A 19,932-nucleotide genomic window follows, 5' to 3' on the forward strand; every position below is an offset into this window, starting at 1 on the left:
GTGGACGCCATTTTTAATGCGTCAGTATCCAGTGGATGCCGCGCGCCATGCGCAGGTCAGTTTGGGCAAAATGATTGCCGGGGTTGAGCTCCAGCGTTGTTGGGATGTCGCGCTCGATAAACAGCTTTTCCATCGCGCGCGTATCGTCGAGTACGTGCCGCATCATGCGGTTGGGCGTCTTGGTTTCCTTTTTACCGAGCGACAGATAGGCGGCGTCGGGCGTAGCCGTCATCGTGCGCTCGCGCGCGTAGTCGATAAAGCCGGGGAACCACAGCGACCCCGATGCACTCGCCACGCGCTCAAAGACATCTGTTTGCCAAAGTGCCCACAGTGCAAAAAGACCCGCCAACGAGTAGCCGGCAACGCCGCGCCAGGCGGGCGGTTGCGGGAGCGATGATTCGGCCTGGGGGATTATCTGCTTCAACAACTCGTCAAGAAAACCAGCAGCCTGTCCGCCAAAGGGCTCGGCATCTCGTATAGTTCCGTCGCATTCCCAGGGGCTCAGCTCGCGATTCCAATCGAGTCCTCCAATGGCGACAAGGGTGAACAGCGGGCAGTCGAGCTCTCGGCAGCGCTCGTAGACTTCACTACCGTTGCCCATAATCACGGGGAGATAGATGACGGGCGCGCCTTCCGCACACTCTGAATAAACGGTTATCTGCTTATGATGCGCTTCCAAGGCAGGCTTCTCTCGGTGTTGTGATATTGACAGCCTCAATTGTCGCACGCTGACACGGGGGCAGACGCTAAAAGAAAGGCGCGGAGCCGCTCGATGCGATTCCGCGCCTTGTTGTTTTGCTTTAGCAGACTATGCCGTTACGCCACGAAGAAGTAGACGAGGAAGGCGAGGGCTGCGATCCACATGAGCGGCTTGATCTTGGAGGCCTCGCCCTTAAAGAGCGCGACGACCACGTAGGCGATAAAGCCCAGGCCAATGCCGGCAGAGATGGAGTAGGTGAAGGGCACGCCGGCGACAATCATGAACGCCGGGAAACCCTGCGACACGTCGGACCAGTCGATCTCGGAGGCCTCGCTCATCATGAGGTAGCCGACGTAGACCAGAGCACCGCAGGTGGCGGCGCTGGAAACGATGGTGACGATGGGGGAGAAGAACGCGGCGAGAATGAACAGCACGCCGGTGGTGACGGAGGTGAGACCCGTGCGGCCACCGTCGGCAGCGCCAGAGGTGGACTCGACGAAGGTGGTGATGGAGGAGACGCCCATGAAACCGCCCACAGCAGCGGCGGCGGAGTCGACGATCAAGATCTCCTTGATATTCTCGACGTTGCCGTCGTCGGTGAGGAACTCGCCCTGCTTGGCCACGGCCATCGCGGTGCCCATGGTGTCGAAGAAGTCACTCATGAGCAGCGAGAACGAGATGACGAGGAGCGCGGGGTCGGTAAGGACCTTGACGATGGCGGGCACGCCGCCGGCGTCGGCGATAGGGCCACCGATGCTCGAGAAGTCGAGCGGGGCGATGATGCCGGTCGGAGCCTGGGTCACACCTAGGGGGATACCGGCGATGACGGCGACGACGATGCCGATGAGCAGCGAGCCGGGGACGTTGCGGCAGGCGAGGGCGACCGTCACCAGGATGGAGATGATGCCGACGATGAAGGTGGGGGAGGTGATGTCGCCCAGACCGACGAGTGTACCGGCGCCAGCGGTGATAATGCCGGCATCGCACAGGCCAATCATGGCGATGAACAGGCCCAGACCCACCGAGATGGCGTGACGCAGGACAACCGGGATGGCGTCCATGATGGCCTCGCGCAGGCCACAAAGCACGAGCAGCAAGATGACGACGCCCTCAAGGAAGATGACGCTCATGGCCACGTGCCAGTCACCGCCGCAGACGGTGGTGGTGATTCCAGCGATCATCGCGTTGACGCCTAAGCCCGACGCGCAGGCGAGCGGGCGGTTGGCGAAGATGCCCATGCAGATGGTCATGATGCCGGCGCCCAGGCAGGTGGCGCAGGCGAGCGCTCCCGCATCGATGCCAGCGCCCGAGAGCACCGCGGGGTTGACGGCGATGATGTAGGCCATCGCCAGGAATGTTGTCAGTCCAGCGCGAAGTTCGGTCCCGATTGTGGACTTGCGCTCACTGACGTGAAAAAGTTCGTCCATGCATACCCTTTCCTTGTTCGGCCCCGAGTTTAGGCCGATTGACACGAACGCTCCCACTATAGCCCCTTTACGACGCTGTTGTTCCTCGCATGTTGATGTTCGGCGCTTTGTAGCAGACGGACGGTATTTTTCGCATGAAAATGTGTGGGTACCGTATACTTAAGCGGTTACAACGACCCCTATGGAGGAACGTATGATTAAAGAGCTTTGCCACGACGAGGCTATCCTGTCCCAGCGTTGCGAGGTTGCGACCGTCGAGGACGAGTCGGTTGCTCAGGATCTGATCGATACCATCAAGTCGCTCGACGATGCCGGCTGCCTTGCCGCTAACCAGATTGGCGTTACCAAGAAGGTTTGCGTCTACCTGGACGATGCCGGCGAGCCCCACGTGCTCTACAACCCCCGTCTGGTGTTTGGCCTGGGCGCCAGCAAGATGGAGGAGAGCTGCCTGACGCACGAGGGGGTCACCAAGTCCACGCGCTATATCAAGTGCAAGGTTGCCTTTGATCAGATTGTCGACGGCAAGATGAAGGAGTGCCGCCGCGACTACGCGGGCTTTGAGGCGCAGATGATCCAGCATATGATCGATCACTGTCTTGGAAAGTTGGTCTAAGGGGACCAAAGCACCGCACCTTGCCGCTCAATCGTCGCTCGCGTACCTTAAGCACGCTTCGCTCCTCTTTCGTGGCAATCTGCGGCACTTTGACCCCTTAGACGACCTGCGGGGTTAACTTGGTTGAGTTTATCCTGCTTGAATAGCCCGGGCATGACATTGTTGTCATGTCCGGGCTTTTGTGTTTAGCGCCTTTTTGTTTGGAGACAATGAAATTAGCAAGAACGTAAAGCTAGGAGGCGCTATGTGTACGAGTATTCGATTTACCGATAATTCTGGCCACATGTATCTGGGCCGCAATCTCGACTGGAGCTTTGACTACGGCCAACAGGTTCGCGTGATGCCGCGCGGGTTTCACATTCCGTATTCGTTTATCGACGACGCGACAGCGGCGCACGCGGTGATCGGTATGTGCATCGATTACAAGAACTACCCTATGTTCTTCGATTGCGGCAACGATGCGGGCCTCGCCGTGGCGGGTCTCAATTTCCCGGGTTATGCCGAGTATGCCGAGGACCCTGTCGACGGCAAGACCAATATCGCGGCCTATGAGTTTCCCCTGTGGGTGGCAGCGACGTTCTCGACGGTTGATGAGGTCGAGGCCGCGCTGCGCGACACGGTGATTGTCGCCAAATCTGCCGGAGAGGGGCTGGGCGTGTCGCTGCTCCATTGGATTATCGGCGACAGCCAGCGCAGCATCGTGGTCGAGATGATGGCTGACGGCCTGCATGTATACGACGATCCGGTCGACACCCTTGCCAACCAGCCGACCTTCCCGTGGCACATGGAAAACCTGCGCACCTATATCACCGCCACAAGCGATTTTCCGCAGACAGCGACATGGCGTGGCGCCGAGCTTAAGCCCTATGGAGCCGGTGCCGGCATGCGCGGCATTCCGGGCGATTGCTATTCGCCGAGCCGTTTTGTAAAGGCGGCGTACCTCAATGCCAATTACCCGCAAAAGGAGAGCGAGACCGAAAACGTCGTTCGCATGTTCCGCTCGCTCGAGGGCGTGGTGATGATCGAGGGAGCGTCCAGGATGGGCGATGGCAAGTTCGAGAAGACTATCTACACCGGATGCTTTAGCGCGCGCACGGGCAATTATTACTACGCGATGTATGGGGATCCGTCGATTCGCTACGTGAGCCTGATGGATGCCGAGGGCGCGAGCCCCGATAGGCTCGTGGTTCCCGAGCCGCGTCGTTCGTAGCTCACCGGTCCGTTGCGACATAAAACGGCTCCGCACCTTTTATGAGATGCGGAGCCGTTGTCGTCAATGGCTGGTGGCGTGTTAGAAGTTGGCGTCGTTGAGCTGGGTGCTCTCGAGTCCGTCGAGTTGCTGTTGCTCGGGCGTATCGGCGACGCTCTCGAGCAGCTCGGTGGGATCGACGTTCATGTCCCTACCGGCCTCGTTGCCGTTGACCAAGTCGTCCGAGAAGATGTCGACTTCCATTTCCTCGGCCTCTTCAATCTGAACCTCGAGCGGCACCTGGGTGCGCACGAGCTTAACGGCCGGGCGCATGCGGGCAAACAGCGGCACGTACTCGATGATGATGGCAGAGTTCTCGAGACCGTACCAGCGCGCCGGGCTTCCGCAAGCGCGGCGGACGGCGTACTTGATGGCCATCACGCGGTGGTCATTGCGGTTGATGTCCGTTTCGGGGGCAAGCATCTTGCGCAGCATGCAAAAACGGAAGTCGCCCACGTTGCCGCGCGTCTCGTAGATGGAGTAGGTGTGGTGCTGCGGCGGCAACTCACCCGAGGCCATCAGGTCGCCAACGATCTGGCGCAGGTAGGCGTTGATGCGCTGATTGACCTTAAAGCCCAGGTCCAAGCGCACGCGGAACAGGAAGTCTGTGCCAAAGGTCTCAACGGAATACTCGTGCGTATAGGGCTCGTCGGTAACGTGTACGTTGATGAACCAATATGCCTTGGCGCGCTTGGGATGCTTGTCCAAGATGGAATAGAGCACGTCGCGGTCGAGCGTGAGCGGGTCGGGGCTGTTGGTGAGGAACACCAGATTGTCGGCGAGCACGGGGTAGGTCTCGTCATTGCGCAGGCGGTTGAGCTGGTCGATGTACTTGGAGACGGGCAGCAGAATCGTCTGCGTGCGCTCGATGGCAGTGCCGCGACGCCACACATACATAAGGCCGAACAGCAGTGCGGCCAGGAAGATCATGACGTAGCCGCCGTCAAAGAACATGGTGAGGCACGAAGCGAAGAAGCACAACTCAATGGCACCAAAGAGCAGGGCAAAGATGCAGGCGCCCAGCTTGTGCTTGAGGATGCCGGCGATATAGCTCGTCAGCAGCGTGGTGGTCATGAGCATGGTCACGGTGATGGCGAGGCCATAGGCGCTTTCCATGCGCTCGGAGTTCTGGAACAGCAGCACGATGAAGATGCAGCCGACCCACATGATGTTGTTGACGAGCGGAATATAGAGCTGACCCTTGGTGTCGCTGGGGTAGTGGATGCGCAGGTGCGGCATAAGGTTGAGGCGCGTTGCCTCGGATACCAGCGAGAACGAGCCGGTGATGAGCGCCTGCGAGGCGATGATGGCCGCCACGGCCGAAAGCACAATGGCAAAGGGGCGCAGGGGCTCGGGAAGCATCATATAGAACGGGTTAACGATATCCATCGCGAGCATCTGGGGGTTGGAGTTATTGGCGAGTAGCCAAGCTCCCTGACCCAGATAGTTGAGGATAAGGGCCGCCTTAACAAATGGCCAGGATGCATAGATGTTTGCCTTGCCCACGTGGCCCATGTCCGAGTAGAGTGCCTCGGCACCGGTTGTCGACAGGAAGACAAAGCCGAGCACCATAATGCCCGAATGGTTGATGGGCGAGAACAGGAACATAATGCCGCGGATGGGGTTGAGCGCGCGCAAGATGGACAGGTTGCCGAGCATGTTGAACAGACCGGCGCCTGCCAGGAACAGGAACCACAGCGTCATGAGCGGGCCGAAGAGCTTGCCGATTGACGAGGTGCCGGCGCGCTGCATGGCAAATAGGCCGCAGATAATGATGATTGTGATGATGATGACGTTGGTCTGGCCGTCGCCCAGCAGCGCATGGCCCCATTCGATGGTGCGCAGACCCTCGATGGCTGTGGTGACCGTGACGGCGGGGGTGAGGATGCCGTCGGCAAGCAGTGCCGCACCGCCGATCATGGCGGGCAGAATCAGCCATGGTGCCACCTTGCGTACGAGGCTGAACAGGGCGAAGATGCCGCCTTCGTTGTGGTTGTCGGCCTTCATGGCGATTACTACGTACTTGACCGTGGTCACGAGCGTCATGGTCCAGATGACGAGCGAAAGCGCGCCCAGGATCATGTCCTCGCTGACGGTACCGATGCCGCCGTTGTTGGCGACGATTGATTTCATGGTGTACATGGGGCTCGTGCCGATGTCGCCATAGACGACGCCGAGCGTTACGAGCAGCATGCCAGCGGAGAGGGGGATGGCTCCGTGCCCGCCTTGCCCGCGCTGGTCTTGGAGGTTTGCCTCCAGTTTATTGTGTGCCACGAGGACTCCCTTAGACATCCGGTTATCTGTCTAGGACAAAAAACTTTATGCCGTCTTTATACATACAAGAGCAGTTTGGCACATCGGGTTATTTTAGACAATAATCCTCAGCTGGGGATTATTTATCTACGCAGGTAGCATTTCAAAGCAGGGGCTTTTAAGCACGTACTGTCTGGGCGATGCCAGCCTTGGCGTTTGCGCGTTTGCCGGCGAGTTCGCAAAAAATCGCGCCGCCGATGATAAGCGCGGCACCCATCAGGCGGACCGGTGTTATGGCTTCGCCCAAAAGGACGGCCGAGAACACGACGGCCGAAAGCGGCTCGAGGTAGCCGACGACCGCGACGGTCTGGACGGGCAGCTTGGCGACGGCGCTAAAGTAGAGCAGGCAACCGATGCCGGTGTTGATGACGCTGAGCATGACGACGGCGCGCCAATCAATACTGGCGGCGACGCCGGCGGACAGGAATGAGGGGGCGCCCTGCGTGATGAGCGTGAGGACCAGCGCGGTCACAAAGGCGGCGCTCACCTGGAGCGTGGAGTTCTCGAGGCCTTCGATGTGTGGCGCACCCTTGCTAGCGATGACCATCAGCGCATAGCAAAATGCCGAGGCGATACCGCAGACAATACCCGCAATGGGCATATTGCCGCCTAGACCTTGTGCTGCAATGAGAAAAGCACCGCAGGCGACGGCGATAAACCCGGCGATTTTGCCGCCGGTCAGTTTTTCACCAAAGATGAGTGGGGAGAGCGCCATAACGATGATGGGGCCACAGTAGTACAGCAGCGAGGATACGCCGACGCCGATCGTCTGGTAGGCGCGGAACAGAAAAATCCAGCTGGCGCCCAGCGCGGCTCCCGAGAGAAGGAGTGCTGCGGCTTCGCGGAGGCGAGATGGCGCCTGCAACTTATGGCGTTGGGTGATGGCGAGAATGGTGACAAGCGAGAGGGTGCCCAAAAACGTGCGCAGTAGCACGATATCGGAGCTCGGCAACGCGATGGCAGAGGCGATGATGCCGTTGGAGCCAAACAATAGCAATGCTGCTAAGTACGTAAACAGCCCGTTGTTCATGCGCTTCCATCCCCTCTATATCCGAGCATGTTCACTATGGGCGAACTGGCTTTAGAAGAAAAGCGAATATAATGCATAGATAACATGACAAAAACTCATGCAAAGGTGGAGGGGTGCCGTGGAAACGAATATTCAAAAGATGCAGGTGCTGCTGGAGACGGTGCGCGCCGGAAGCTTTACGCGTGCTGCCGAGCGCCTGAGCTATTCGCAGTCGGGCGTGAGCCGTATGGTGGCCGATCTCGAGGCCGACTGGGGCTTTAAAGTGCTCGATAGAAGTCGCGAGGGCGTGGTGCTTTCTGCCGACGGGCGGCAGGTCATGCCGGCAGTCGAGGCGTTATGCGAGGAATTCACTCGCTTGCAGCGACGGGTGGATGAGATGCGCGGGCTCATGCGCGGCAAAATCTGCATCGGTACGTTTTCGAGCGTGGCGACCCACGTGCTGCCGCCGGTGATCGCGCGCTTTCGCGCCGATCATCCGGACGTCGATTATGAGTTGCTGATGGGCGATTACTCAGAGATTGAACAATGGGTGGCGGAAGGTCGCTGCGACCTGGGCTTTATTCCGCGCGAGCCACGCGGCGCCGGCATGGCGTCGCGACCGTTGGTGCAAGACGAGCTGATGGCCGTGGTGCCAGCGGACTCCTCGCTTGCCACCGCGGAGGTCGTTTCCCTTGCCGATTTGGCCAACGAGCAGTTTATCCTGCTGGAACGCGGTAGCGACGACGAGATTACGCCGCTGTTTCGCCGCGCGGGCCTGGCGGTGCGCTCTAAGCTGTCGACTTGGGATGACTATGCGATTATGGCTATGGTCGAGGACGGCCTGGGCGTTAGCATTCTTCCCGCGCTCATCTTGCGTCGCTGTCAGTTCGATGTTGCCGTGCGTCCGCTCGAGGGACATCCTCATCGGAAGATCAATGCGATATATCGAACGGCCGATGTTTCGCTTGCCGCCGCCCGTTTCCTCGAATACCTCTAAACGTGTGCGCGTCATTGCCCACTTTGGGCAAATCTCAGAGTCCGGTGCATTTTCTTATGAAATTGAACTTTCGAATGAGGTGCCGCGTTATACTGCTGCCTAAATTGAACCTTGGTTCAATTCGTATTCTATAAATTGAACTTTGCCAGCAAGGAGGTTCTAGTGGCCCAAGAGACGTTTAGCGATCGCCTGCGACAGACTATGTCCGATCGCGACGTTCGCCAGTCGGACGTGATCCGCGCATCGGAGATGCTCGGCAAAAAACTCGGCAAGAGTCAGATGAGCCAATATGTGAGCGGCAAGACGACCCCGCGGCGCGATGTGGCTGAGCTGCTCGCCCGTATTTTGGAGGTCGATGTTACCTGGCTGCTTGCCGGCGACGCCGATCAAGGCGAGGCATCATCACCCCGCAACGATTCCAAGCCCGAACCCCATCCCTCAGCTCAAATTGCAAGGAGCACCACCATGCGTACTTTTTCTAAGTCCACCAAGCTCGATAACGTCCTGTATGACGTGCGCGGTCCCGTCGTCGACGAGGCCGCCCGTATGGAGGACGAGGGCGAGCGCATCCTCAAGCTCAATATCGGTAACCCGGCGCCCTTCGGTTTCCGCACGCCCGATGAGGTCATCAAGGACATGCGCCAGCAGCTGCCCGACTGCGAAGGCTATTCCAACTCGCGTGGCCTGTTCTCCGCGCGCAAGGCGATTATGCAGTATTCGCAGATCAAGGGCCTGCCCAACGTTCAGATGGAGCATATCTACACGGGCAACGGCGTGTCCGAGCTCATTCAGCTTTCGATGAACGCGCTGCTCGACAATGGCGACGAGATTCTGATCCCCAGCCCCGACTATCCGCTCTGGACGGCGTGCGCAACCCTTGCCGGCGGTCATCCCGTACACTATCTGTGCGATGAGCAAGCGGATTGGTATCCCGACCTGGAGGATATGGAGTCCAAGATCACGAGCGCGACCAAGGCCCTCGTCATCATCAACCCCAACAACCCCACGGGTTCCGTCTATCCGCGCGAGGTGCTCGAGGGCATCGTCGAGGTTGCACGCAGGCATCAGCTGATGATCTTTGCCGATGAGATCTACGACCGCCTGTGCATGGACGGCTACGAGCACGTCTCGATTGCCTCGCTCGCCCCCGACCTGCCCTGCGTCACCTTTAGTGGCCTTTCCAAGTCGCACATGATTGCGGGCTATCGTATTGGCTGGATGGTGCTTTCGGGCAACCAGCGCTGCATGAGCGACTTCATCATGGGTATCAACATGCTCTCCAACATGCGCCTGTGCTCCAACGTGCCGGCTCAGTCGATCGTTCAGACGGCACTCGGTGGTCATCAGTCCGTTAACGACTACATCCGTCCCGGCGGCCGTGTCTACGAGCAGCGCAACTTTGTGTATGAGGCGCTCAACAAGATTGACGGCATCTCGGTGGTTAAGCCGCGCGCGGCGTTCTACATCTTCCCCAAGATGGATGTGAAGAAGTTCAACATCACCGATGACGAGCAGTTCGCCCTCGACCTGCTGCACGAGAAGAAAATCCTGATCACGCGCGGCGGCGGCTTTAACTGGGCCGAGCCCGACCACTTCCGCATCGTGTACCTGCCGCGCATGGAAGTGCTCAAAGAGTCGCTCGAAGACCTCGCCGACTTCTTCGATCATTACCGCCAGGCGTAACGGCAAAGGTAGCCTGTAATGAAACGGTCGGCCCGCAACGGATGCGGGCCGACCGTTTTCTGTCTAAGCCCGTGCTGTTAGCACTTGTCTCGTTGAGCGGGCGAGGTTCGCGTGTGAGCGGTAAGTTATATTCCAAAATGGAATACAGTGGGCTTAAGCTGGAATTGATGTCCGGGTACCTGCTTTTCTAGAATGTTTTCAACAAGATGAAAGGCGGTTCCAACCAATGATTATCGATGCAAATTCCTACTGGTTCGACGAGCACATCTTTCATGACGAGACGCTCTGCGAACAGTTTTTGGCCGAGGTACCCCGCGCCTATGACACCGAAGGCTATCTGACCATGAATTCCGCCGGCAAACGACAGATCGTGATCGAGATGCCCGCCGGTTCTCCGGGTCTTAACTACATTGAGGGCGACTACACCCTCGAGAAGCGCTTGGCCGATATGGATGAGGCGGGGGTCGACAAGGCGATCCTCAAGCTCCCCGGCTGCCACGAGTGGATGTCGCTCGAGATGTGCCGGCGTTTCAACGACGGTATGGCTGCTGACGCGAAGGCGTCAAATGGCCGTCTGATTCCGCTTGTCGCCGTGCCGCCCTTTGGCACCAAAGCGAATTTGGAGGAGCTCGACCGCAGGCTCGACGATGGTTTTGCGGGCGTGCAGCTCTGCGCTCACTACGGCAAGCGCTATCTCGACGACCAGGTCTTCTCGAGCTTTTTCGAGCACCTGAACGAACGCCATGTCACCGTTTACGTGCACCATGTTCCCGTGCCGGTCGAGAACGAGTCGCTTCTCGCGTACGACAACCTTCGCCGCTCTTATGGCCGCTGCGTCGACCAAACTACGGCGATCGGCCGAGAGATCTTTGGTGATTTCTTTGAGCGCTATCCCAATATCAAGATGGTCCACTCCATGCTCGGCGGCGCATACTTTGCGTTCAAGGAGATGCTGCTGCCTCATGGTCCCAAGCGCCCTGATGCTTCTGGCCGTTTTCAGGTCGATACCGAGACCGTTTCCAGGCACCTCGAGAACAACATCTATTTCGACATGTCCCATGCCCAGCCTTGGGGCAAGACACTCCTCGCCTGCGCGGTTGACGTGCTGGGTGCAGACCATATTGTTTTTGGCACGAGCTATCCCGTCAAACGCGAGTGGCTCACCGAGGGTGTCGCCTGCGTTCGCGCTGCAAATCTGAGCGATACAGACAGCGACCTTGTGCTTGGCGGTACGGCGCAGCAACTGTACGGTGTCGAGTGAGCGGCAATCAGAGGGGAGTATCTGCCATGGGCGAAGGAGAGATGAGGGCTGGGGCCGCTCGTGTGGCCATCGATCTTGGGAACGTGTTGCCGTTCGACGGTTTCGACGAACTCCGTCATGAGGTCTTCGCCCGTGCCCTTATCATCGAGGGGACGGGGCGACGCGCCTGCGTCCTTTCGCTTGAGGTCACCTCGATCGCTCCGGCTCTACTCGCCGATCTGCGTGAGGTTGTTGAGGATGCCGCCAATTGCAGCGGTGCTTATTCTTGGGTGGTTCCTACCCACACGTTTTCCATGCCTCACGTCCGCACTTCCGGGCATCTTGCCGACGATGCTACCCGCAATTGCAACGAGCGCTATCGCGCAGCGCTCGTCGCTGCCGCCCGCACGGCTGTCGAGCGCGCTGTTGCGGGCATTCACTCTGCCACGCTCGCCACTGTGGAGGGCGAATGCCCCGTGAACGTTAATCGCGACATTGAGACGCCTGCCGGCTGGTGGTTGGGCTCGAATCCCAGGGGGTTTGCCGACCACACGATGCCCGTACTCGCCATAAGGGATGCCGGGGGCGAGTATGTTGCCGTGCTCGCGACGGCGGACGTTCAGTCCTCCGTGCTCGACGGGTCGCGCGACTCCGAGGGGAGGCGCATGGCGAGCGGAGACCTCTTTGGTTTTGCCGCCATGTCACTCGAGCGCGAGCTGGGCGGCGTTGCCCTGTTGCTGCCAGGCGCCGCGGGCGACCAAGGTCCGGCGGAGCGCGCCATGAACGTCATGTTCGATGCGGCCGGCGTTAAGCAGACGGTCGATGCCCATGAGGACGGATACCGCATGCTGCACCAGCAGGGGCAGGCCTTGGGCAATGCTTTGATCGAAGCCGCTCGCATGGCGCGTGAGGATGACGCTACCGGCATTGATGCCCGCACGGTCGACGTTCTCCTGCCCGCTCAGACACGCGCCGATTTTCACTCTTTGGCTCCGCACCGAACGTATGAGTTTCATGCCGCTGGCGAGCAGCGCACGAGGGTCTATCTGCTCCGGCTGGGAAACGTCGAGCTTGTCGGCGTACAACCCGAGGTCTCGAGTGCATTCGGCGCCACTGTGCGCGCCGCCCGGTCCGGCTCTGTGTTCTTTGCCACGCTCGTCAACGGCGGACAGAAGTACCTACCGGCTCCCGACGCGTACGAAAAAATCACCTATGAGGCTATGAACTCCGGTTTTGCCGCCGGATCCCATGAGCGCCTCGTCGAAATCATCATTGCCGCCTTGAATGCGGCGTGACACAGAAGGAGAACGTGCATGAACATTGGACACGCGCGCCGCAAAATTACCCCACAGGGCGACATCTACCTGATTGGCTACCGCAATCTTCCCAACCGTCTTGAACCTGCGACGGGCGTCCATGATGACGTCTTCGCCAACGCCATCCTCTTCCAGCAAGGCGAACGTGAAGTGTTTCTTTTTAATGCCGATGTCCTCGAGTTCGAGGAAAGCATGGCCGAGGAAGTCAAGACAATGCTCGCCGAGCGCTATGGAATCGACCGTGACTGCGTTTTGCTCTCGGCGACGCACGACCATACTTCAATCGTCGCTTACCACCGCAGCTGGTGGACGGGAAAATTCGACGAGAACTACTACCGCTGGTTCCTCGATACCATTTGCCAATGCTTTGAGGAGTGCCGCGCCAACGCACAGCCCGCGATTTGTCGCTTGGGCAAGCAGGTCATCACCGGTTTCTACGACAACCGCATCATCCCAGGTGAACTCGCCGACAATGAGGTCATTGTCGTATCGTTCTTCGATACCGAAGGCAAGCCATTTGCGGGCTTTGTGAACTGGGCGGTGCATTCCGCTTGCGTCGGACCCGACTGCACGGAGCTCACGAGCGAACTCGCCGGTCTTACCGGCAAAAAGCTCGCTCAGAGTCTTGGTTACTATCCGGCCATGGTCGTCGGTGCTGCTGGCGACTGTAGCGACCGCAATTTTCGCCAGGGACGCGGCATTCCCGAGGTCGAGCGCGTTTCGACCGGTCTTGCCGAGGCGATTTCCCAGATCAAGCTCGATCGCGAGGTCGTTCTCGACCGCATCGAGCCTCAGACGTTCTATCACACCGTTGCCCATGACGACTTTTCGCTCACGCTTAAGTGTGCCGTCATCAGTTTGGGCGGCCTGCATCTCTTTGTGTTCCCGAGTGAGCTCGGCAGCGACTTGGGTATTCGCATGAAGCGCGAATGCCCGGTCGAGGGAATAGTTTGTGGTTACACCAACGGCTATTTCGAGTATTTCCTTCCGGCACGCGAGTACGGCCTCTCCTTTGAGACCGAGCGTACTCAGATTCCCCAGGGCGAACCGGAACGTCTGTGTGACAAGTTCTGCCAGACGACGAGACTTCTCGGCGCAGCAGATTCGCGTTTGTAGACCTGATTGCGTGACATGGGCCAATGAGGCTCGCCGCCATGTGATCGGCATCTTCCATCTTCTCTGCCGTTTCGCATCCCGGGCGTACGTGCGTCCGCGGATTTCAAAGGGGGAAGCGGGTTCCTTGCCCTCCCACGTCGACTACGGAGGCATGAAATCGATGCTATACCCCGCTCAGAAAAAGGAGAATTCCATGAAATACCAGAAGCTTTGCGATGAAATCATCACAAAGGTCGGTGGTCGAGACAATGTGTTAGACGTGAGCCACTGCATTACGCGTCTCCGCTTCCACCTCAAGGATGAATCGCTCGCCCAGACCAATGAGCTTAAGGCGACGAAGGGCGTCGTTGACGTCATCCAGGCCGGCGGACAGTATCAGGTCGTGATTGGTGCCACTGTCGAGGCCGTCTACAACGACCTTGTTCAGATTGGCGGGTTCGACTCCAAACCCGCACTCGATATCGATGAAGGCGACGACGTCAAAAAGGGCGATCCATTCTCGCGTCTGCTGGCCATCATCTCCGAGATTCTGCAACCGGTTCTTGGCGTGCTTATGGCCGGTGGCTTTATCAAGTCGATGCTCGCGCTCTGCACGGTTGCCGGTTGGCTTGCCAAGGACAGCAATACGTATGTGACGCTCTCGGCAATCGGAGATTCGGTCTTCTATTACTTTCCGCTAATCATTGGCTGGACGTCGGCCAAGAAGTTCGGACTTAAGCCCGTTATGGGAATGGCGCTCGGCGGTATCCTCGTCTACCCGACGCTCGTTGCCCTTATGGGCGGAGATCCGCTCTACACGCTCGGCGCCGGCACGGTCTTCGAGTCCAATGTCTACGGTGATATTTTTGGCATCCCGCTGATCATGCAGAATTACTCATCGACGATTCTGCCTGCGATCTTTATCGTCTGGATTGCCTCCAAGGTGCACAAGGCCCTTTCTAACGCGCTGCCCGCGCTTGTGAGCTCGTTCTTCTCCAACATCCTAACGCTCCTCATTTGCGGCATCCTTGGCCTGCTTGTGGTCGGTCCGGTCATGACGGTCCTCTCCAACATCGTTGCCCAGATCATTCTGATGCTCATCAACTTCCAACCCGCCATCGCCGGCTTTGTCATCGGCACGTTCTGGAGCCTGCTCGTCATGTTCGGCCTGCACTGGGGTATCATCCCGCTGTGGTTCCTCGATGTCGCAACCTACGGCTATGACCTCATTAACCCGCTCGTGTATGCAGGCGGTTGTGCCATCGCCGGCGCTGTGCTTGGCATGATCATCCGAACCAAGGACTCCGAGGAAAATGCTGCCGTCAACATTCCCGCCCTTGTCTCTTCGATTTTCGGTGTCAACGAGCCTGCGCTTTACGCCATCTTGCTGCCGCGTAAGCGCCTTATGTGGGCAACCTTTATTTCCGCTGGTGTAGGCGGCGCCATTGCCGGCCTCATGGGTGCCAAGCTCTATGCCTTCGGTGCCTCCGGCCCGCTCGGTTTCCCGAGCTTTATTAACCCTGCCGGCATCGACACGGGCTTTATCGGCCTTGTCATCTCCGGTGTGGTCGCTTTCGTTCTGGCTCTTGTCGCCGCTATGGTGATCGGTACCAAGAAGGACGAGGGCGGTAAGGCACTCAACATCTCGGTGGACTAGTCTTTCTGCGCACTTTGATTAAATATGCCTCGGACGGCGACGTGCCGCCCGAGGCATATTTGTGTTTTGTGCCGCTGTCATCGTGTTTGCGGACACAGGTCTGCGGTTGTGGAGCAGCGGGGATTATGACGGGCGTGCCACGGTGGAAGACGTACGGTCGCCCTGCAGGAGCTGACGGTAGGGGAGGAAGCCGATGAACGAGACGACCGCCTGCGAGTGCGCGGCGTTCCGCTTGAGGTAGAGCCTGACCTCGGAGGTCGCCGCGGGCTCAAGCGGCACCAGGGCTACCTTTCCGCTGGCAAGCGATTCCGCCGGCTTGCGCATGAGGAATGAGACACCGGCGCCGCGTGCGACAAGAGAGATGATGTTCTCGGCTCGTTTGCCGGTGAACGTAACACGTGGGCCAAATCCAGCTTCGCGGCAAATGGAAAGGACGAGCTCGCTTACGAACGAGCCTTGGGGAAGCATGAGGAAATTCTCGTCGATAAGGTCGTCTATCTCGACGGTGTCACGTTCGGCGAGTGGATGGTCGAGCGGAAGGACGGCCACGAGCCGGTCGGTCGTAAAGGGAATCTTTTTGAACTCCGGCTCGATGGCGCCGCTGTCACGGATGAAGGCCAGGTCAATGTCCTCGTGTAGGAGCATGCGCTTGAGTGTGTCGCCCTCGCCCTCGATGAGCTCGACAGAATATGAGGGGTTCGCCTGCTGAAAATCGATGACGGCGTCCGTAATCCCATAAGGGGCCATAATGGGGATAGAACCTACGGTGAGGTGCTCGAGCGGCTCACCTGCACCTATTTGAATGGCGGCAAGATAGCGATGCTGAAGCGTCGCAATTTTTTGCGCATAGGGGAGGAGCGCTTCACCTTGCGCGGTGAGTGTTACGTGGCGCTGGCTTCGATCGATGAGCTTGCAGCCGAGTTCGTGCTCCATTGCCATGATGTGCTTGGAGAGGGTTGATTGCGACATGAAAAGCAGTTCCGCCGCATCAAGAAACGTGCGTGACTGCGCTAAGATGGCGAATTCGCCAAAGCGGCTGATATCCATAGGGAGGCCTCCGGTACCCTCATTTTGGCGGGTGGCCTAAACCACGACGCCGTTGCAGTGGTCGATTTCGTGCTGGATGATTTCGGCGGTGTAGCCCGAGAAGTTTTTGATGCGGTGAACGAAGTTCTCGTCCAAATACTCCACCTTAATGCGACGATAGCGGGTACAGGGACGCTCGCCGATCAGCGAGAGGCATCCTTCGCTCGTCTGATAGGCATTGACCTGCTCAAGAATTTGAGGGTTGTACATCAGGAGTGTCCTGTTGCCGTCCTTTACGCAGAAGATGCGTTTGCGCACGCCGATCATGTTGGCGGCGAGGCCCACGCACTCGCGCTCATGCTCGTGGAGTGTATCCAGGAGATCCTGCCCGGTTGCGGCATCGTCGGGTCCCGCGTCTTCGGAAGGCAGACGCAAAAAGAACTCGGATTTCATGATGGGTTTAATCATGGCGGGCTCCTCATGTCTTATGCTTTCGTGGACTTTTAATAATAGCGCGGAAGGAAAGCTGTGCGTCCGCGTTACAATCTTTCGACGTTGGACCATGTTGCCAGATTCGTCGTGTACGGCGTCTGGCGTAAGTCTAGGGCTCATTTTCGCCCTGGACTGTTCCTCTGGGGCGATGCGACTGTCGTTCCAAGAGGAAGGAAATGCATGGGGAGCAAATCTCAGCAACAAGTTCAAGTAACGCCATCGGCCACTGCGGCGATTCTCGTCGTAATGTATATTGCAGCCTTTGTTGCCGCGTTTAACGAGAACATCATTAACGTGGCGTTGCACGACATTATGGCAGCCTTTTCGGTGAGTGCCACCACGGCACAGTGGCTCGTCTCGGGCTACATGATCGTGACGTCGATCTTTACGGCCATCATGGCCTTCCTGTCCGGCCGTTTCTCGACGCGTAAACTGCTGTTTTTCGCATGCGGATGCATGGTCGCCGGCGAAATCCTGTGCCTGGTCGCTCCGTCGTTTAGCGTTTTGCTGCCAAGCCGTATTTTGCAGGCTGCGGGATCGGGCATCTTGTTCCCGCTCATGATGAACGTGGTGTTGTCTTGCGCCCCGCGCGAGAAGCTCGGTCTGTATCTGAGCCTGGGCGGTGCCTGCATTACGCTGGGGCCGGCGTTTGGACCTGTGATCAGCGGTCTTATGTGCACGTTGTTTGGCTGGAGGGCGGTGTTCGTAGTGCCGCTGGTGGGCGGCATTGTGGTCGCTGCGGCGGGCGTAAAGCTTGTTCAGAATGTCGGAGAGCGCTCGAACGCCACGCTTGATATTCTGTCGGTTGTTTTGCTCGCTGCCGGCATTACGGCATTTGTGTATTCCGTAGGCGAGTTCTCGACCAATCTGATTGCCGGCATCGTGACGCTCTTCGCCGCCCTTGTGCTGCTCGGCCTGTTTGCGGCCCGCCAGCTCAAACTTGAGCATCCGGTGCTTAACGTGCGTCCCATGGCGAGCGTTCGCTTTTGGCCTGCGTGCCTGCTTGTGGTGGTGTCGATGATGACGACGTTCTCGATGAGTGTTTTGTTGCCGCTCTATTTTGAAGGTGCCTACGGCATGACCGCACTTGTTGCGGGCCTGCTCATTTTGCCGGCGATTGCCTGCAACGCCGTGACCTCGATTGTGGGCGGACGCGTGATGGACGCCCGTGGCGCATGGCCGCTGTTGCCGGTCGGCTTTGCCCTGATTGCCGTGGGGCAGACTGCAATCTCGATGACGGCGGCAAGCATGAACATCGGCGTCGTCGTGGCGCTGACCGTTGTGGTGTATGCCGGAGTCGGTTTGGTGCTGAGCCCCTCGCAAACGGCCGGCTTGGAGACGCTGCCTGCCGCTGAACATCCTCACGGAACGGCATTGCTTAACACGTGGAATATGATTGCCGCGTCGTTTGGCCCGTCGCTGTTTATCGGTCTGCTCTCGAGTTCTGCGGCGACCGCCGGCACCGCTGGCGCTGCGACGGACGTTGCCCAGGCGATTGGATTTGCAGCTGCCGTGCGTGTGGCGGCTGTAATTGCCGTGGTCGGGTTCGTGGCGTCGCTGGTGTACGCTCGTCGCGAGTCACACATGTCGCATTAATGTGTGCACATAGATTCTGCAGCTAGATTGGATGGCGACACCATAAACTAATGGACGTTTTGCCGAGAGGCATGAATGTTTAAAGCGCAAAGAGTGCGCGACGGGCCCCGCGAATGGGGCGATGATGCCCGAGAGGGCCAAGAAGGAGTCTCATGTCCGAGAACGAAGAGATCATGAACGAGACCGAGAACGAGACCGTGGCTGCCGAGGTTGAGGCAGTCGAGACCGTGGAGACCGAAGCTGCCGAGGTTGAGGCTGCTGACGAGGTTTCCGCCGAGGAGGAGGCCGAGGTTGTCGAGGCCGCCGTTGATTACGATGACGAAGAGCTGATGGACAAGATGCAGAAGGCCGCCCGCCTGCTGCGTAGCCGTCGCTTTGCTATTTCCAAGGAGGAGGAGGCCAAGGCCGAGCGCATGGCGAACATCGAGCGCGCCATCAAGCTTCTTGACCTCAAGCCCAAGATGGAGCAGAAGGAAATGTCCGACCTGCTGGGCATGCGCCTTCGTGAGCTCGATGGTCTGATGGCCGAGGCCGAGGCTGCCGATCTGGTCGGCCGCATCGACGACGCCGAGGGCGATATGCGCAAGATCGTTGTCTTCGCTGCCGAGGATGCCGCTGAGGGCCTGGTCGAGCTTGCCAACAAGAAGGAGAAGCTCCTGCCCGAGCTTTCTTACGAGGAGGCCACCGAGCTGATGGCCGCTCTCGATAAGGTCATCGCTCCGCTCGTCGCCATGGGCCTGGACGAGGACCGCGGTCCTCGCGGCGGCCGTGACGATCGCGGTGGCCGTGGCGGCGACCGTGGCGGTCGCGGCGGCTTTGGCGATCGCGGTGGCCGTGGCGGTGACCGTGGCGGTCGCGGTGGCGATCGTGGCGGCCGTGGCGGCTTTGGTGACCGTGGCGGCGACCGTGGCGGTCGCGGCGGCTTTGGCGGCAACCGTGGTGGCTATGGCGATCGCGGCGGCAACCGTGGCGGCTTCGGCGGCAACCGCGGTAACGACCGCGGCGGTCGCGGCGGCGATCGTGGCGGCCGCAACGGCGGCGGCTTCCGCGGCAACCGCTTCTAGGGGTTACGCGGTTCTACGAACCGCGTAACTAGTTGACGCTGCGCGCCCACCAGAGCGACAACTTGTCATTCAAAGAGGACGGCATGACCAGAAGGTCTATGCCGTCCTCTTTTCATGTCAATTTGTTCGCTCTGGTGGGCGCTCGCTCATATGACCCAATCCGCTGTCAAGAGCCACAATGGCCCCGCCGACCGCTTGCAATCGGTCGGCGGGGCCTGCCGTTAACCCGTCCCGGTCCGCCCCCGGCATGTCATCGACGCCTTCGGCTCAGTCTCATATCCGCGGATACCGTTCTGCCGGCCCGCACTCCATTCCTTCGGCGGGGTTCCCCAAGTCTGTCGAGGCGCATGCGGAGGGCTCCGCGCGCACAGCGAAATAGGGGGTATCCCCGAAGGCCGCCCGGCTCGCCGGGACGGGGGCTATGTCTATTCCGCGCCCTCCCGGCACATCGCGCC

At 59.1% G+C, this 19,932-nt stretch carries 16 protein-coding genes; 10 read left to right on the forward strand and 6 right to left on the reverse strand.

Annotated elements, in window-relative coordinates; translation table 11 throughout:
• Positions 1 to 13: 13 nt before the first annotated feature.
• Both I4W09_RS04880 and I4W09_RS04885 read right to left on the reverse strand, forming a co-directional pair.
• On the reverse strand, positions 14 to 679 hold the full coding sequence (locus I4W09_RS04880) for an alpha/beta hydrolase (protein ID WP_161155187.1): 666 nt from the start codon (positions 677 to 679) through the stop codon (positions 14 to 16).
• A gap of 137 nt (positions 680 to 816) precedes the next feature.
• Entirely contained in the window at positions 817 to 2,127 is a 1,311-nt protein-coding gene (locus tag I4W09_RS04885) for an NCS2 family permease (protein WP_022094378.1), read from the reverse strand.
• 193 nt (positions 2,128 to 2,320) lie between these two features.
• Between I4W09_RS04885 and I4W09_RS04890 the strand changes: the two genes are divergently transcribed.
• Positions 2,321 to 2,740, forward strand: coding sequence for a peptide deformylase (locus I4W09_RS04890; RefSeq protein ID WP_161115313.1), 420 nt, complete (start codon positions 2,321 to 2,323; stop codon positions 2,738 to 2,740).
• Between the two features lie 244 nt (positions 2,741 to 2,984).
• Positions 2,985 to 3,950 (forward strand): choloylglycine hydrolase, encoded by a 966-nt coding sequence (gene bsh, locus I4W09_RS04895; RefSeq protein WP_138341130.1) that lies wholly within the window; start codon positions 2,985 to 2,987, stop codon positions 3,948 to 3,950.
• A gap of 81 nt (positions 3,951 to 4,031) precedes the next feature.
• Here bsh and I4W09_RS04900 read toward each other — a convergent pair whose 3' ends face one another.
• Entirely contained in the window at positions 4,032 to 6,281 is a 2,250-nt protein-coding gene (locus I4W09_RS04900; protein ID WP_196032457.1) for a KUP/HAK/KT family potassium transporter, read from the reverse strand.
• A gap of 139 nt (positions 6,282 to 6,420) precedes the next feature.
• Positions 6,421 to 7,332 (reverse strand): DMT family transporter, encoded by a 912-nt coding sequence (locus I4W09_RS04905; RefSeq protein WP_196032460.1) that lies wholly within the window; start codon positions 7,330 to 7,332, stop codon positions 6,421 to 6,423.
• 118 nt (positions 7,333 to 7,450) lie between these two features.
• Here I4W09_RS04905 and I4W09_RS04910 point away from each other — a divergent pair, with 118 nt between their 5' ends.
• From I4W09_RS04910 to I4W09_RS04935, 6 genes are all read left to right on the forward strand, one after another.
• Positions 7,451 to 8,308, forward strand: coding sequence for a LysR family transcriptional regulator (locus I4W09_RS04910; RefSeq protein ID WP_271756764.1), 858 nt, complete (start codon positions 7,451 to 7,453; stop codon positions 8,306 to 8,308).
• Between the two features lie 201 nt (positions 8,309 to 8,509).
• Positions 8,510 to 9,991 (forward strand): aminotransferase class I/II-fold pyridoxal phosphate-dependent enzyme, encoded by a 1,482-nt coding sequence (locus I4W09_RS04915; protein WP_271756765.1) that lies wholly within the window; start codon positions 8,510 to 8,512, stop codon positions 9,989 to 9,991.
• A gap of 226 nt (positions 9,992 to 10,217) precedes the next feature.
• A complete protein-coding gene (locus I4W09_RS04920) occupies positions 10,218 to 11,252 on the forward strand; it encodes an amidohydrolase family protein (protein ID WP_161145033.1) in 1,035 nt (344 codons plus the stop codon).
• Positions 11,253 to 11,278: 26 nt separating this feature from the next.
• A complete protein-coding gene (locus I4W09_RS04925) occupies positions 11,279 to 12,526 on the forward strand; it encodes a hypothetical protein (RefSeq protein ID WP_196032465.1) in 1,248 nt (415 codons plus the stop codon).
• An 18-nt stretch (positions 12,527 to 12,544) separates the two neighbouring features.
• On the forward strand, positions 12,545 to 13,663 hold the full coding sequence (locus I4W09_RS04930; RefSeq protein ID WP_196022222.1) for a neutral/alkaline non-lysosomal ceramidase N-terminal domain-containing protein: 1,119 nt from the start codon (positions 12,545 to 12,547) through the stop codon (positions 13,661 to 13,663).
• Between the two features lie 193 nt (positions 13,664 to 13,856).
• Positions 13,857 to 15,299 (forward strand): PTS transporter subunit EIIC, encoded by a 1,443-nt coding sequence (locus I4W09_RS04935; protein WP_196032468.1) that lies wholly within the window; start codon positions 13,857 to 13,859, stop codon positions 15,297 to 15,299.
• Between the two features lie 123 nt (positions 15,300 to 15,422).
• Here I4W09_RS04935 and I4W09_RS04940 read toward each other — a convergent pair whose 3' ends face one another.
• Both I4W09_RS04940 and I4W09_RS04945 read right to left on the reverse strand, forming a co-directional pair.
• On the reverse strand, positions 15,423 to 16,346 hold the full coding sequence (locus tag I4W09_RS04940) for a LysR family transcriptional regulator (protein ID WP_196032471.1): 924 nt from the start codon (positions 16,344 to 16,346) through the stop codon (positions 15,423 to 15,425).
• Positions 16,347 to 16,382: 36 nt separating this feature from the next.
• Positions 16,383 to 16,793 carry a peptide deformylase gene (locus tag I4W09_RS04945; protein WP_196032474.1) on the reverse strand — a complete coding sequence of 137 codons (411 nt, stop codon included), beginning with the start codon at positions 16,791 to 16,793 and terminating at the stop codon, positions 16,383 to 16,385.
• Positions 16,794 to 16,997: 204 nt separating this feature from the next.
• On the opposite strand from I4W09_RS04945, the gene I4W09_RS04950 reads away from it, so the two are divergent.
• On the forward strand, positions 16,998 to 18,413 hold the full coding sequence (locus I4W09_RS04950; protein WP_196032477.1) for an MFS transporter: 1,416 nt from the start codon (positions 16,998 to 17,000) through the stop codon (positions 18,411 to 18,413).
• A 152-nt stretch (positions 18,414 to 18,565) separates the two neighbouring features.
• A complete protein-coding gene (locus I4W09_RS04955) occupies positions 18,566 to 19,477 on the forward strand; it encodes a hypothetical protein (protein ID WP_196032480.1) in 912 nt (303 codons plus the stop codon).
• The last annotated feature ends 455 nt before the right edge of the window (positions 19,478 to 19,932 follow it).

This window comes from Collinsella aerofaciens (assembly GCF_015670795.1).
Classification (GTDB): domain Bacteria; phylum Actinomycetota; class Coriobacteriia; order Coriobacteriales; family Coriobacteriaceae; genus Collinsella; species Collinsella aerofaciens_Q.

Coding starts and splice junctions, on each gene's coding strand:
- I4W09_RS04925 (WP_196032465.1), top strand. CDS start 11,279: ATGGGCGAAGGAGAGATGAGGGCTGGGGCCGCTCGTGTGGCCATCGAT.
- I4W09_RS04935 (WP_196032468.1), top strand. CDS start 13,857: ATGAAATACCAGAAGCTTTGCGATGAAATCATCACAAAGGTCGGTGGT.
- I4W09_RS04915 (WP_271756765.1), top strand. CDS start 8,510: ATGTCCGATCGCGACGTTCGCCAGTCGGACGTGATCCGCGCATCGGAG.
- I4W09_RS04885 (WP_022094378.1), bottom strand. CDS start 2,127: ATGGACGAACTTTTTCACGTCAGTGAGCGCAAGTCCACAATCGGGACC.
- I4W09_RS04900 (WP_196032457.1), bottom strand. CDS start 6,281: ATGTCTAAGGGAGTCCTCGTGGCACACAATAAACTGGAGGCAAACCTC.
- I4W09_RS04930 (WP_196022222.1), top strand. CDS start 12,545: ATGAACATTGGACACGCGCGCCGCAAAATTACCCCACAGGGCGACATC.
- bsh (WP_138341130.1), top strand. CDS start 2,985: ATGTGTACGAGTATTCGATTTACCGATAATTCTGGCCACATGTATCTG.
- I4W09_RS04890 (WP_161115313.1), top strand. CDS start 2,321: ATGATTAAAGAGCTTTGCCACGACGAGGCTATCCTGTCCCAGCGTTGC.
- I4W09_RS04905 (WP_196032460.1), bottom strand. CDS start 7,332: ATGAACAACGGGCTGTTTACGTACTTAGCAGCATTGCTATTGTTTGGC.
- I4W09_RS04950 (WP_196032477.1), top strand. CDS start 16,998: ATGGGGAGCAAATCTCAGCAACAAGTTCAAGTAACGCCATCGGCCACT.
- I4W09_RS04920 (WP_161145033.1), top strand. CDS start 10,218: ATGATTATCGATGCAAATTCCTACTGGTTCGACGAGCACATCTTTCAT.
- I4W09_RS04940 (WP_196032471.1), bottom strand. CDS start 16,346: ATGGATATCAGCCGCTTTGGCGAATTCGCCATCTTAGCGCAGTCACGC.
- I4W09_RS04955 (WP_196032480.1), top strand. CDS start 18,566: ATGTCCGAGAACGAAGAGATCATGAACGAGACCGAGAACGAGACCGTG.
- I4W09_RS04945 (WP_196032474.1), bottom strand. CDS start 16,793: ATGATTAAACCCATCATGAAATCCGAGTTCTTTTTGCGTCTGCCTTCC.